We start from the raw sequence: 13,884 nt of genomic DNA, 5'->3' as shown, positions 1-13,884 counted from the left end.
TGTGTTGCTTTCTATAGCTTTTGATGAATCCTTTAGAATAACCTTCAACCCCGATAAATCCTCGGCGTAATTTGTAAAGCCTTACCAACAAAACTGTTAAATTCGTTAAAGGATTTTATTATTGTGTGTTTTATCCCCTTCATGATTTCACCTCCATATTTTTGATATTAACTATTCGATATTACCAAATATTAAGTTTTCTATTAGTTAGTATGATGTTCGGAGATACTGTAAAAAGATTAAGATAAAATTATCAAATAATTGATAGATACAACTTTACAAAAGTAAAGAAATTTTAATATATCTAAAGAGATTTTGAAATGTTAAAAAAATAGTTGGCGATGATGCCCTTTATAGGGCGGAGCCAATATTAAGAAGCTACCAACCGACCATAAAAAGGTGGCAATATGAAACTATGGGGTAAAGAACTATTTAAAATTTTTGCCTTAGTTGCTATGCTATCTATGGTAGGAGCTTTGGTTGCTGAACCAGTGGATTTGTCAAAAGTTGCTGTTAATGTAGGAAATCCTACATTTGGAACGTTAAATAATAAAAATGAAAATATTATGTTCCATGATAGAACAAGTCTAAAACCATTTGTAAATTCATCATTACATTCTTCAGATTTAGGGAATAAAATCATACAATGTTGAAGTAGATGGTGTTCCATTAAAGGTAATAGTTGTTGATAAAAAAGATAAAATAAATAAATACTCTAAATCAGACATTAAATTATTAATTAAAAATAAAATACCGAAATACAAATTAGAACAGTTAAAACAGATTTATCAAAATAAAATTGGAAATAATAACAAAGAAAAACAAAAAACAGCCTGTGTTCCTGCATTTGCTGGGCTTGTGGTGGTATATTTAGGAGAAACTTATGTAGGTGAAACTGCACTAGTTATACTTTCAGGTCTTGTTATGAGTGGTGAGTATTATTTACTTAATGAGATAAATAAATACATGGATGTAGAAATACCTGTAACTGTTAAATATGGGGAGAATACATACAATCCCCGAGGTTTTGAATATAAAACAACATATTATATAACATATCGAGATTTATATTATTCATTGCCAAAATGCCCGTCTTTTTACTATTTAGTATTAATGCCTATTAAAAATAATAAAAAAGTTACCGATACTGCACTTACTGGTGCAATAGGTGAATCAGTTGCAGTTGTAGTATTTGAAGATTATTACCATTATAAAGTTATTCCAAATTGGGAACAATTTTGGGGAGGAGCTGATTTCTCAATAACAAAGGGTAGTATATGGAATCCATGGGACAATTGGTATAACTTAGAAGCAAAAGGAACGATGAGCACTAATTATATTTCAAAGAGATTAAGAGATGGGCATGATAGAAACTTAAAAGGAGGTTCTGGATACGTTACTTGCTATTGTATTCCAACTGAGGAGCTATATGTGGGTTACTATAATTAAAATTATAAAATTTTTAATTTTTTTAACTATTTTTTCAAATATTGTTAATTTTGGTGATAAAATGAACCTTAATGAAAATGAAGACACTTATATTAAAAAGGCATTGGAAGAAAAAGAAAAAGGAAATTATGATGATGCAGTTTATTATTTAGACTGGGCATCTCTTGTAGCATTTTCCAATGGAAATTTAGAAAAAGTTATGGAAATTGAGAAATTACTCCCTGAATTAGAAGGAAAAACTGAATATGAATCAAGTTTATTTGCCAATTTTTTCATTAAAGTGACTAGTTTAATGCTTAAAAATGAAAAACTTCCAAATGATGTAGTTGATGAATTTTTTAGAGTGGTGGGGTGTATTGAAGAAATAAAGGAGGATATTAAATATGTAGTAAGTGCCTTAAAAATAATTATTGATTACATGGAATCAAAGAATCAAGAAGTCCCCAATTGGATTTATGAGTGGATTAAAGATAAAGAGGAATTTATAAATGAAATGGAGAGTATTAAAAAAGGAAGTAATGTTATAATAATGTCTAAGAATTTTAAAAAAGGCACTGTTATGGGAAACTTTATTGGAGGTATGTTAAACAAGTCAAAAATGAAGATTGTTGAAAAACTACCTAATATGGAGTTTGGAATAATTGAAGTGGATGGGGCAGTTATTGAGATACCTTTAAAGGCTATGAACTTCACAGGTGGAATATTCATAGCTAATGGAGTTAGGGATGAAGAGCATCTAAAAAAGATAATAAAGGTTATTGATAACTTAATTGAGAAAAATATTGTTTGGCATGATAGAGGAAGATGTTAAAAATTTATCTTTTTATAGATGCTATCAGTGGGCATCTTCACAATTGGGAGTTGGATATGAAAGGATTGGACCTTATGTAATCAAAGACATAGGAGGAATTGGACAACCACATCCTTAATATTATCTATTCTTTATGTATTTTTGGTGAAAATATGTTAAAAAAATTATTTGTTGGAGTATTTCTGGCAATATTTTTATGTATGGTTTTAGGAATTTTGTCAATAATAATATCTTTAATGATTCACGATGATTTATTGCAGTTTTTAATTGGACAAATAACCTGGATTTTATATCCAACCGCTTTATTGGCAGGGTTTCTAATAGCAAATATTAATAACAAACAACTTAAAACCCTTTTTAAATTTGACATAGCGTTTGTAATTGGATCAATATTAATATTACTATATAACCGTAATTCCCATCACAAATTTAAATATTTATTTAATTGAATTAACTTCATCTAACACTTTAAGATTATAAGCGATTGTGAAGAGTAAGAGCTTAACACTCAGCCCTTTCTTGCTTACAGCGTGAATATGCTTAGAAAACATCGCAACTAACTTTGAGAAGTTGGTCTCAATGCTTTTTCTCAACTTATTCAATATTTTATACTTTGTTCTCTCTATAAACGATTTAATCATGTTTTCGCTTGCGGTAGCAAGCGAGTAGCAAACTCGAAGAGTTTGCCTAATTTCTTTTTATCGCTTCGAAATAAACTTTCCCCTGCCTTAATAAGTTTTCGAAGCCCTTATCTATATATCCTTTGTCTCCGATTATACTGCAGTTCATAAATTCCCGAACAAACCCTCTAAAATTTTCTTTTAGAATGTCCAAATCATGCTGATTTGCAGGATTTATGGATATCAACATTAATTTTTGTAAATAGTCCTAAATATTCGATTAGTATTTCATAACCCCTCTTATAAACTCCCGAAAAGTATATCATACAAAGAACCGAAAAGATTATTAAGTCTAAGAGAGATATTTTCTCTCTGCGTGTGTATGGCGATTTGTATTTGACGACTATTAGGTAAAACTTAGCTCGCATAAGATTTATTAAACGCTTAATTCTCGGAATTTTAGATTTATCTACGATGTTATTACCTCCAACTATTTTTTTGTAGTAATCTATAATCATATAGTTATATATTTATCTATTTGATGGGAACTACCGTATATTCTATTGGAATCATTAAAAATATTGATAATAACACATCAAAAATAATATTAGATGAGAAATTGAAAGAGGGTTTGGAGCATCTTGAAAAATACAGTCATATTGTTGTTATATATTATCTTAATAAGGTTTTGGAAGAGGATAGGAGGGTAATAAAGATTAAACCACATCATGATGATATTCCGGTTTTAGGAGTATTTGCCACTCGATTTCCAGCAAGACCAAATCCTATTGGTTTGTATGTTGTAAAGATTTTGAAGATTGATGGTAATGAAATAACAATAAGCAAAATTGATGCAATGGATGGAACGCCAGTAATTGATATCAAACCATATATCCCTAAGTTTGATATGCCTAATGAAGAAATAAAACTTCCAGATTGGGTTGAGAAGCATTTAAAAGAAAAACATGAACATAAACACAGCTATAAAAAACTTAGAAAAATGATAGTTGAGCGTTTTTAAATTTAAGTTTTATCTTTTTTATTTTTTATAATATTTCTTAATAATTTTTACCAAAAACTTTATATTTAATAATATTATTGTATTGTTAGTTAATATTTAGCATAAAGGTGATAAAATGTTAAAAAAGTTGAATTTAAAATGTGATACTATGGACATTCCACAAAAGTATAAGGCATATACAAAGAAGAAAATAACTTTTGGGTTCATCTTGTTAATAGTGCTGTTTTTAAGTGCAATCTATGCATTATGTGTCGGAGATTACAAATTAACAGTTAATCAAGTTGTCAATGTCTTAATGGGTTATGAAACAGGAAATATAAATTTGGTTATTTGGAATATAAGATTACCAAGGATATTCGCCGCAATAATTGCTGGAATGTCTTTGGCTGTTTCTGGGGCAGTTATGCAGTGCATTTTAAGAAATCCATTAGCAAGTCCATTTACAATGGGAATTTCTCATGGAGCGATGTTTGGTGCTGCACTTGCAATAATATTACTCGGTTTTGGAGGAGCAGAGAGTACTGGAAGGATATTTATAAACAACCCATACATGATAACAGTTTTTGCATTCTTAGGGGCTTTAATTGGAGTTGTTGTAATTTTACTACTTGCAAAGTTGAGGGGCTTAACACCCGAGGCAATGATTTTGGCAGGAGTAGCAATGAGTTCATTATTTACAGCTGGAACCATGCTTATACAATACTTTGCAGATGACTTGCAGTTAGCGGCAATGGTTTATTGGACTTTTGGTGATTTAGGAAGACCTTTATGGACAGAAATCTATATCATGACTGCAATTATGATTCCTGCGTTAATTTACTTCATTTATAAGAGATGGGATTACAATGCATTGGAGGCAGGGGAAGAGGCGGCAAAATCCTTGGGAGTTAATACAGAAAGGACAAGATTGATTGGCATGCTTATTGCCTCACTATTAACAAGTGTAAATGTTGCATTTTTGGGAATAATTGGATTTGTTGGTTTAATCTGCCCACATATAGTTAGGATTTGCATTGGAGGAGATTATAGGTTTTTAATTCCAATCTCTGCATTATTTGGGTCTGTGTTGTTACTGATTGCAGATACATTTGCGAGGACAATAATTGCTCCGATAGTGTTGCCAGTTGGGATATTAACTTCTTTCTTAGGGGCTCCGATGTTCCTCTATTTACTGCTAAAGATGTATAAAAAATAAAATTGGTGATTTAATGATTCTCTCTGTAGATGGAGTTGAATTTGCATATAAAAGTAGGCAGATATTAAATAATATAAAGTTTGAAGTTAAAAGAGGAGAAGTTGTCTCTATTTTAGGAGTTAATGGTGCTGGAAAATCAACACTCTTAAAATGCATAAATAAAATTTTAAAACCAAAGAGAGGAACGATATTGATTGACAATTTTGATATAAATAATTTAGATGGATATGAATTAGCAAAAAAGGTTGGTTACGTCCCACAGAAAGCAGAAGGTAATTATATGACTGTATTTGATGCCGTTTTGTTAGGAAGAAAGCCACATATAAAATGGGAAGTATCTGATAGAGATATAGAAATAACCCATAAAGTTTTAAAACTCTTAAATTTAGGGGGTTATGCCTTAAGATATACGAATGAGTTGAGTGGTGGGGAGTTGCAGAAAGTGATTATAGCAAGGGCTTTAGTGCAAGAACCACAAATACTACTTTTAGATGAGCCAACAAACAACTTGGATTTAAAGAATCAGTTGGAGGTTATGAGAATTATTAGGAACATATCAAAATCTCAAAACATAGCCTCAATTGTTGTTATGCATGATTTAAATTTATCTTTAAGATACTCTGATAAATTTATAATGCTAAGAAATGGAGTTATTTACGCTGAAGGAGGGAAAGAAGTTATAAATCCAGAGAATATTAAGGCGGTTTATGGAGTTGATGCCTATATTGAAAACGTTAGGGGAATTCCTATTGTAATTCCAATAGGGTAACCTCAATACTAATGACTAAAATTAAAATTAACCTATAATGCCTTCTCAAACTCAATCATTGCACTTAAAACTTTCTGGTCTTCAAATGACTTTGCCTGAATTTGCAATCCAACTGGAACTCCATTCACATCTCCGCATGGCACAACTCCAGCACAGATTCCACAGATGTTTGTTGGAACTGTCAAAACATCGTAGGCATACATTTCCATTGGGCTCAATTTTTCCCCTAACTTGTGTGGTAACTTTGGAACTGTTGGCCCAACAATAACATCAACATCTTTGAGGATTTTCATCATCTCTTTTCTCATAACATTTCTTGCTTGCAAAGCCCTTTTGTAGTATTTACCGCTGTATTCCTTCTCACTGATGTGTTTTCCAATCAATATTCTCCTCAAAACCTCCTCTCCGCAAACTTCCTCTATTCTATAACCATATCTTCTCCCATCATACTTCCTTGTTGCAGAGAAGAACTCCACATAATTAATCAAATAGTAGGTTGGCAATGCTAAATCAACATACTTGTAACTTAACTCAACTATTTCGCAACCCAAATCCTTAAACACCTCAATGCCTTTCTCTATCTTATCCCTAATCTTATCATCGGCAACATCCATAAATTCCTTAACAACACCAACCTTGTAGTTCTCTACACTTTCTTTCTCAAATTTTGGGGTTTCTACTGTTGTTGAATCACTTGGGTCTTTTCCTTTTATGATGTTTGTTAATAATAAGGCATCTTCAGCGTTCTTTGTTATGGGCCCTATTTGGTCAAAACTCATTGCTAAATCACAAAGTCCCTGCCTACTAACAACTCCATAACTTGGTTTAAATCCAACAACTCCACAATGTGAGGCAGGGTTTCTAATACTTCCCCCAGTATCGCTTCCAAGTGCCATATCACAAAGATCTGCAGATACTGCAGCAGCACTTCCAGAACTACTTCCTCCTGGGATTCTATCTTCTGCCTTTGGGTTTTTTGTTGCACCAAAATAGGATGTCTCTCCACTACTTCCACATGCAAATTCATCCAAGTTTGTCATTCCAATTATTAAGGCTCCGTTTGCCTTTAACTTTTTAATGACTGTTGCATCATAAGGGGCTATATAATTCTCGAGGGTTTTTGATGCACATGATATGGTATATCCTTTAACGTTAATATTTGCTTTAATTGCAATGATTTTACCATATAACGGCTTATCTTTTAATTTTTCATTTTTTTCCAATTCTTCCGCCTCTTTTAGGACTCTATCTTTATTGACATCAATAAATGCATTAATATCCTTCATTTTTTCTATTTTCTCTAAATACCCTTGAACTCTCTCAACAATCATGTAATCACCATTTTAAGATTTTGTACTTGTGATTTAATGATAATAAACAAATATACAAAAACTATTAGGTAAATAAGCATAAAAATTTATCGTAAACTTGCAATTTATTCATCGACATAATAGTACTCCCCAATTTCTCTTTGATATAAATCTCTCTGACTACCTTCTTTGTTTGCCCTTGGTCTTCCCGTATCTTGGTCTCTTCTGAATGTCACTCCCATCTCTTTTAGGAAGATATTTGCTCCTTCTCTCTTATTCATTGGTGGTGAACCTTTCCCAAATCTCCCCGGTTCTCCGCTAAATACTATGAATCTATCTGATATGTAATCTTGGAATAATATGTCATGGTCAACAACAAACATTGCTGCCTCTTTTTCATCCGCCATTCTTCTTATCACCTTAGATACACTCAACCTTTGCTCAACATCCAAGAATGCAGATGGCTCGTCAATTAAATAAACATCGGCATTCTTACTTAAACATGCAGCAATAGCAACCCTCTGTAATTCTCCACCAGATAAATCTTTAACATTCATATCCAATAATCTTTCCAATTGCAATGGTTTAATTATCTCTGATTTATAGTAAGATGAGTTTATATTTGTTATTGATGATAAAAGTTCCTCAACTGTCCCATCATAATCAGGGGTTATGTATTGTGGCTTATAGGATATCTTAATATCTCCCTCAACATTTCCTTCATCTGGCTCGATGATCTTTGCCAATAACTTAACAAATGTTGTCTTTCCTATACCATTAGGCCCTAAAATACCAATAACTTCCCCTTTATAAATTTCTCCACCATCAATCTCCAATTTAAAGTTATCCAATGCCTTTGACATTTTTGAATATCTCAACAACAAAGGTCTATTTGATGCATCCAATGGGGGTCTTTTCTCAAACTTTATCGCCTCTTTTCTAAACTTTATATTCTCCTCCTTCAAATGCCCATCTAAATATGCATTAATTCCAACCCTAACACCTCTTGGGTGGGAAACAATACCATAGGCAGAAGGAACCCCATAGACAATGTGTATATAATCAGATAAATAATCCAAAACAATCAAATCATGCTCTACAACAACAACACGCCCATCCAATTCCCTTATTGTTCTTGCAGCATTGAATCTCTGCTTAACATCAAGCCATGATGTTGGTTCGTCAAAGTAATAAATATCCCCATTCCTCAAACATGCAGCGGCAATAGCAACCCTCTGCAATTCCCCACCACTCAACTGGCTCAATTCCCTCTCCAAAATATTCTTTAAATCAAGTTTTTCTATAATCTCATCCAATTTCCCCTTTTCATCAATCCTCTTCAATATATCAATAACCTTCCCTTTAACAACCTTTGGTAAAACATCCACATACTGGACTTTGTGAATAACCTTAATCTCCTTATTTTTTAATTTTTCAAAGTAGTTCTGCAATTCAGTTCCTGAGAAGTGCTTTATAACTTTGTCATAAGATGGTTCTTCATCCAATTTACCCAAATTTGGTATCAACTCTCCACTCAATATCCTCAAAATTGTGGATTTACCAACACCGTTAGGCCCTAAGATACCAACAACCCCTTCTCTTGGAACAACTAAACCATAGAGTCTAAACCTATTTTTTCCATAAGAATGCACTATCTTATCCTCACTCAATTCCTCTGGCAAACCGATGATGGATATTGCGTTAAATGGACATCTCTTAGTGCAGATTCCACAACCACTACAAAGTTCTTCTGATATTACTGGCTTTCCTAAACTCTCATCCATTACAATGGTTTCTTCCCCCATCCTCACGCCAGGACAGTATTTGATACATTCCATTGCACATTTTTTTGGTTGGCATCTATCATAATCAATAATCGCCAATCTTGACATTGAATCACCTCATTATTAACTAATAAGCATAGAAGTTTAATTTGATGCAATCTTTTTTAAATTTTGTTGTTTTTTGATATAGTTGGTTAATCCTCCAGATTCTAAGATTTCTCTTTCTATACCTTTTGGTGTTTCACAGTTTAGAGTTAGTTTATCGTTTATTATAATCTTCTCATTCTCCAAGTCAACTTCAATAGCATCTCCTTCTTTAACATATTTGGTAATATCTTTACAAACTATTGGAATTAGTCCAATGTTTATTGCATTCCTATAGAAGATTCTTGCAAAACTCTCAGCAATAACTGCCCTTATCCCACAGTATTTTATTGCTATTGGTGCCTGTTCCCTACTTGAACCACAACCGAAATTCTCTCCAGCAACAATGACATCTCCTTCTTTAACTCTTTTTGGGAAATCTTCATCAATCCCTGCCATGCAGTGGGATGCGAGTTCATAAACATCCGTAGTTCTTAGATAAGGTCCTGGAATGATTGCATCGGTATCAACGTCATCTCCAAAGATGTGTGCTTTTCCTCTAATCCTCATAATCTCACCATTTAATCTTTTTTTCTCTCTCTAAAAACACACATTAACGTATTTGCTTCTTTTCCACTTATAAATGCTCTACTTATAATCCTTTTAAAGATGACTTTGCATAAATCCTTCCTGTAATCTGGAATATCTGAGTTATCAACAAATTCATTAAACAATTTTATTAATATCTCTTTCTCCAATTTTGATGCTACTCTCATTTTAACATTATATGGAATTTCTCTTTCATGTTCGATCCTTGTAACATAAAGTTCATAGAGAATTACAGAAACTGCATGGGATACGTTCATTATTGGATATTCCTCAGATGTTGGAATAGAAACAAGTAAATCACATAACTCCAATTCCTCATTGGTTAAACCATCATCTTCTCTACCAAAAACAATTCCTATCTTCCCTTCAATTTCTAAACTCTTCTTTGCAAGTTCTCTTGGGGTGATTGGGACTCTCTTCAAATTCCTATCTCCACCAATTGCCCCAGATGTTGCAACAACAAAATCTATATCCCCAATTGCCTCTTCTAAACTGTTGTAAAGCTTTGCATTATCTAAGATATCCTTTGCATGGACTGCCCTTATATATGCCTCTTCATCCAAAATATCACTATTTCCAACAATTCTCAATTCCTTAACTCCAAAATTTTTCATATTCCTTGCAATTGCTCCAACATTTCCACTGTATTTTGGATTAACTAAGATGACAGTAATCATACTATCCCTAAATTAGGATTGTTTAATTAATTGATAAAAATGCCGTTTTTCTCTGCATTATATAATTCCACAAGATGGTTCTATAATTTCCAAATTTTAACCCTTTGTTTTATGGATGTGGTTTATATTATATAACTCAAATAGAAAACTCATTAAAGAAGAAATTTTTAACCATCATAATTTAATCAACTATACTTGAGGTTCCCCCGACGTGATTATTTATGAGTAATAGTGAGTATTAACTAACTCTCATTAAATATCTTCCGTTATAATCTACCCTATAAATCACGTCGGGGTTGGGCGTCATCAGTTTCTTTAAAGAAACCTCTGCCCCTGTCGTGGACATAAAAACCTAACGGTTTTTAAGTTCTCGTCGCTTCGCTCCGAGATAACCCCCAAGCCACCCATTAACTTTTTAATTCTCCCTAAACCTCTTTTAAAAATATTAAAAGAGCCAGCCAATTGGCGATTAAAAGAGTTTAAACATTCAGAACAATAAACAACCTGTCCTTCTTGGGACTCCATTTTACTCCCGCATACAGGACAGGTTGTCGAAGTGTAGGCAGGATTAACTAAGATAACAATCGTTTTATAACTTATTTTTTCAATTAATCCCTTCCAATTCGCTCTGTCTATTCTTCTATTGTGGTATTTGTTTTTATACATCTTTCTCTTATTTAAATCCTCAAAAACAAAAATCGCATTTGGGAATAATCTAAATAGTTGCGTTGTAAGTTTGTGTAAGAAGTCATTAACTCGATTTTTCCTCCTTTCGAACAATCTTTTCATCTTTCTTAAAGCCCTTAAAGGACATTTTTTAAGCAATTTTTTAAGAAAGTCGATTTTTTTATCATAGACCTCCTTAATTCGATGCAGTTCGGTTAAATCAACTCTTATCCACCCTTCTATCGGATGGAACAAATCGAGGGACTTTAGATTGCTATCTACTCCGACGATTATCTCTTTGTCTGAATGGTTTAGATTATCTTTGAAGGTTAAAAATGCTTCATTTTCTTTTAAAATAATTTCTCCAATGGACAAGCCCCTAACCTTATCGAAAAACCATTCATCTTTTATGTTTAAGGTTAGGTAGTCCTTTCTTGGTTTTATCGTTATCCGTATTTCTCCTTTCTCTTTATCGTATTTTATTAGAGTTGTCTTAACTCTAACGAATAATCTCTCTACTATCGGTTTTGTTTTAGTTCTATAGTCCCTTTTGTAGTTCGATGCCCAACTTTGTAGGATGGAATAGGCGGTCTTTATAATTCCATCGATGTAGTGAGATGCATATTCCCAATTTTCCAAGAGTTTGTTTCTTAAGTTTCTTTTGAATTCGTTTGATTTTGGTAGTTTTGGATAACCTTTTTTGCTCCATTCGATATTATTCCAAATTATGTCGATGCTTATGTTTAACTTGTCTTTACATTCGGTTAAAAAAGTTTTAAGTGGATAGTTATGACTAACTTTGTAAGATAGAACGACTTGGTAAGTTAATTCTTGGTTATTTTTTGATTTTGTTTTATTCGACATAGCAATCGTTTGTTTGTTTTTATTCTACGTTTTGTAATGCCATGTATTTAAAGATTTCTTTGGATATTTACTCACATAAGTTCATGAATGCCTATGAATAATTAAACAGTTTCAAACGGCGTCATCAGTTTCCTAATGGAAACCTCTGCCCCTGTCGTGGACATAAAAACCTAACGGTTTTTAAGTTCTCGTCGCTTCGCTCCGAGATAACCCCCAAGCCACCTATTAAAATTATTCAACTTTAACATAATCATTAATATTCAGTCCATTTTTCTCACAAATTTCTTTTAACCTTTTATATAGAATTTCATCTATCTCAAAACCATCTTTTCTCTTTTCCATATTCATTCTCTCAATGTCTCCAGGAATTAAAACTTTATTAAATCCTTTTGCAGGTTCAGAGTTCTTTATCTCATCTATCAGTTCATCAATCTTCTCCATAAACTCATCTTTATCCCAAAATGCATCTGGATTTATTGCTATGAACAAATCCCCTTTTGTACACTTATCTTTTGGATTTGCGGTTCCTTTTATCTTTGTTCCCATCTCCGCTCCACCAATTGATGCAAGAACCTCAACTGCCAATGCTAAACCATAACCCTTTGGACCTCCAAAAGGTAGGATACTCCCTTCTAATGCCTTATGTGGATTTGTTGTTAAGTTTCCATCCTTATCAACTGCACATCCATCTGGAATATCCTTGCCTAACCTTGCCATTTCTACGATTTTACCCCTTGCTATTGATGCAGTTGCCATATCAAGAGAGAATGTATATTTTTTTCCTTTAAATGCAATCGCTATTGGATTGGTTCCCAAAATCTTATTCTTTCCCCCAAATGGTGCCATTGCAGGTTCTGTATTGGTTATTGTTATACCAATCATCCCCTTTTTCATAGCAATCTCTGAATAGTATCCAGCAATGCCAAAGTGATTTGAATTTCTTGTCGCCACACTTCCAAGACCAACATTTCTCGCCTTTTCAATTGCTAACTCCATTGCTTTTTTTCCAACAACTTGCCCAAGCCCAAAATCCCCATCTATTGTGGCAGTTGCAGGAGTTTCTTTGACTATTCTTATGTTCGGATTTGTGTTTATATTTCCACATTCAAGTCCTATAATATACTGAGGAAACCTACCAATTCCATGGGATGTGAATCCCTTCAAATCAGCGTCAACAAAAACATCCGCTGTAATCTCAGCATCCTCTTTGCTAACTCCATATTTTGTTAAAACATCAACAATCAACTTTCTCTCATTTTCAGGTAATAATATCATATTTTCCCTCTTTATTTTTCAGTTAAGGTCTAACAAAACCCATATCATAATAAACCACATCTCCGTCAGCATCAACAATGGCAATGAGCAGTTTTTTCCTAACAGAGTGCGCAACTCTAACAAATCCAGTGAGTTCTGAAATGTTGCAGGGCTTTTCTTCAGAAAAAACCTTGACAAGGTAGATTGAGTGCTCCTTATCAATATCTGCTCCTCTCTCATATAATCTAAAATCTGTGCCGTATTTCAGGCCAGTTTTTACAGTATAGCCCCTATTTCTCAAATCCCTATAGACAAGATATTTTATGCATAAACTCTCCTCTATATTTCTCGCATACTCATAAAGTTTCTCAAAAGATAATAACTTACCATTAGAATCTTTAACAACAAGCCATCCAAGAGAAGTTAAGTATAATGCCTCCACTAATGATAATGATAAAAAATTGTCATTTTTCTCACCATAATATCTTGCACATAATCTTGAAATTCCATTTTTATCAAAAACCGCTACTCTCTCATCAGACAAAATACCCACAATCTGCTTTTTTGCCATAATACCCCTCTAAATGCAAAAATTTAAAAAACTGATAGTGTGATTTAACACTATTAAAATTAAAACCAAAAAATAGAAATATGTAGTGCTTGAATAACTCGTTAAAAAACGGTGAAACCTCCATGCTAACAGCACTTAATAGTATACTCACTAATTCTATAAATAGTTTAGGATTTAACTGTTCGGAGGAGTTATCTAAG

Annotated in this window: 17 protein-coding genes; 8 read left to right on the top strand and 9 right to left on the bottom strand. The window is 32.9% G+C overall.

Translation table 11 applies throughout. The features are described from left to right. Nucleotides 1–407 precede the first annotated feature (407 nt). The 5 genes from METFODRAFT_RS07835 to METFODRAFT_RS07820 all read left to right on the top strand — a co-directional run bounded on the left by METFODRAFT_RS07835 (nucleotide 408) and on the right by METFODRAFT_RS07820 (nucleotide 2,709). Complete coding sequence (locus METFODRAFT_RS07835; protein WP_007045046.1) at nucleotides 408–653, top strand: hypothetical protein; 246 nt, start codon at nucleotides 408–410, stop codon at nucleotides 651–653. A 208-nt stretch (nucleotides 654–861) separates the two neighbouring features. Continuing rightward, entirely contained in the window at nucleotides 862–1,449 is a 588-nt protein-coding gene (locus METFODRAFT_RS07830) for a hypothetical protein (RefSeq protein ID WP_141564095.1), read from the top strand. A gap of 61 nt (nucleotides 1,450–1,510) precedes the next feature. Continuing rightward, nucleotides 1,511–2,260 (top strand): hypothetical protein, encoded by a 750-nt coding sequence (locus METFODRAFT_RS07825; protein WP_141564094.1) that lies wholly within the window; start codon nucleotides 1,511–1,513, stop codon nucleotides 2,258–2,260. Next, nucleotides 2,241–2,378: a hypothetical protein gene (locus METFODRAFT_RS10915; RefSeq protein ID WP_007045043.1), complete on the top strand. Its 138-nt coding sequence runs from the start codon at nucleotides 2,241–2,243 to the stop codon at nucleotides 2,376–2,378. Before METFODRAFT_RS07825 ends, METFODRAFT_RS10915 begins: the two co-directional genes overlap by 20 nt. 34 nt (nucleotides 2,379–2,412) lie before the next feature. Beyond that, on the top strand, nucleotides 2,413–2,709 hold the full coding sequence (locus METFODRAFT_RS07820; protein WP_007045042.1) for a hypothetical protein: 297 nt from the start codon (nucleotides 2,413–2,415) through the stop codon (nucleotides 2,707–2,709). On the opposite strand, the gene METFODRAFT_RS07815 is transcribed toward METFODRAFT_RS07820, so the two are convergent. Together METFODRAFT_RS07815 and METFODRAFT_RS10910 are read right to left on the bottom strand one after the other, a co-directional pair. Further along, nucleotides 2,698–2,901 (bottom strand): hypothetical protein, encoded by a 204-nt coding sequence (locus METFODRAFT_RS07815; RefSeq protein WP_007043585.1) that lies wholly within the window; start codon nucleotides 2,899–2,901, stop codon nucleotides 2,698–2,700. The two genes, METFODRAFT_RS07820 and METFODRAFT_RS07815, sit on opposite strands and share 12 nt — an antisense overlap. Before the next feature lie 46 nt (nucleotides 2,902–2,947). Beyond that, nucleotides 2,948–3,130 (bottom strand): hypothetical protein, encoded by a 183-nt coding sequence (locus tag METFODRAFT_RS10910; RefSeq protein WP_007043586.1) that lies wholly within the window; start codon nucleotides 3,128–3,130, stop codon nucleotides 2,948–2,950. 291 nt (nucleotides 3,131–3,421) lie between these two features. On the opposite strand from METFODRAFT_RS10910, the gene tsaA reads away from it, so the two are divergent. The 3 genes from tsaA (at nucleotide 3,422) to METFODRAFT_RS07800 (ending at nucleotide 5,865) form a co-directional block, all read left to right on the top strand. Then, nucleotides 3,422–3,901, top strand: coding sequence for a tRNA (N6-threonylcarbamoyladenosine(37)-N6)-methyltransferase TrmO (gene tsaA, locus METFODRAFT_RS07810; RefSeq protein WP_007045040.1), 480 nt, complete (start codon nucleotides 3,422–3,424; stop codon nucleotides 3,899–3,901). Between the two features lie 148 nt (nucleotides 3,902–4,049). Further along, nucleotides 4,050–5,096, top strand: coding sequence for a FecCD family ABC transporter permease (locus tag METFODRAFT_RS07805; RefSeq protein ID WP_048115764.1), 1,047 nt, complete (start codon nucleotides 4,050–4,052; stop codon nucleotides 5,094–5,096). 13 nt (nucleotides 5,097–5,109) lie between these two features. Next, the gene (locus METFODRAFT_RS07800; RefSeq protein WP_007045038.1) at nucleotides 5,110–5,865 is read left to right on the top strand and encodes an ABC transporter ATP-binding protein; all 756 of its coding nucleotides are present in this window, start codon (nucleotides 5,110–5,112) and stop codon (nucleotides 5,863–5,865) included. Nucleotides 5,866–5,897: 32 nt separating this feature from the next. Here METFODRAFT_RS07800 and gatA read toward each other — a convergent pair whose 3' ends face one another. From gatA to endA, 7 genes are all read right to left on the bottom strand, one after another. Then, the gene (gatA, locus tag METFODRAFT_RS07795) at nucleotides 5,898–7,196 is read right to left on the bottom strand and encodes an Asp-tRNA(Asn)/Glu-tRNA(Gln) amidotransferase subunit GatA (protein ID WP_007045037.1); all 1,299 of its coding nucleotides are present in this window, start codon (nucleotides 7,194–7,196) and stop codon (nucleotides 5,898–5,900) included. 104 nt (nucleotides 7,197–7,300) lie between these two features. Then, nucleotides 7,301–9,067, bottom strand: a complete 1,767-nt coding sequence (locus METFODRAFT_RS07790) for a ribosome biogenesis/translation initiation ATPase RLI (RefSeq protein ID WP_007045036.1) — start codon at nucleotides 9,065–9,067, stop codon at nucleotides 7,301–7,303. A gap of 36 nt (nucleotides 9,068–9,103) precedes the next feature. Then, nucleotides 9,104–9,613: a homoaconitase small subunit gene (gene hacB / locus METFODRAFT_RS07785; protein WP_007045035.1), complete on the bottom strand. Its 510-nt coding sequence runs from the start codon at nucleotides 9,611–9,613 to the stop codon at nucleotides 9,104–9,106. A gap of 11 nt (nucleotides 9,614–9,624) precedes the next feature. Next, on the bottom strand, nucleotides 9,625–10,329 hold the full coding sequence (locus tag METFODRAFT_RS07780; RefSeq protein ID WP_007045034.1) for an RNA methyltransferase: 705 nt from the start codon (nucleotides 10,327–10,329) through the stop codon (nucleotides 9,625–9,627). A 315-nt stretch (nucleotides 10,330–10,644) separates the two neighbouring features. Then, nucleotides 10,645–11,859 (bottom strand): RNA-guided endonuclease TnpB family protein, encoded by a 1,215-nt coding sequence (locus tag METFODRAFT_RS07775; RefSeq protein ID WP_007045033.1) that lies wholly within the window; start codon nucleotides 11,857–11,859, stop codon nucleotides 10,645–10,647. Nucleotides 11,860–12,090: 231 nt separating this feature from the next. After that, entirely contained in the window at nucleotides 12,091–13,134 is a 1,044-nt protein-coding gene (gene comC / locus METFODRAFT_RS07770; RefSeq protein ID WP_007045032.1) for an L-sulfolactate dehydrogenase, read from the bottom strand. A gap of 22 nt (nucleotides 13,135–13,156) precedes the next feature. Continuing rightward, nucleotides 13,157–13,684 (bottom strand): tRNA-intron lyase, encoded by a 528-nt coding sequence (gene endA, locus METFODRAFT_RS07765; protein WP_007045031.1) that lies wholly within the window; start codon nucleotides 13,682–13,684, stop codon nucleotides 13,157–13,159. Between the last annotated feature and the right edge of the window lie 200 nt (nucleotides 13,685–13,884).

This window comes from Methanotorris formicicus Mc-S-70, assembly GCF_000243455.1.
Lineage (GTDB): Archaea > AGJL01 > Methanococci > Methanococcales > Methanococcaceae > Methanotorris > Methanotorris formicicus.
This window is presented reverse-complemented; position numbering and strand designations above follow the sequence as displayed.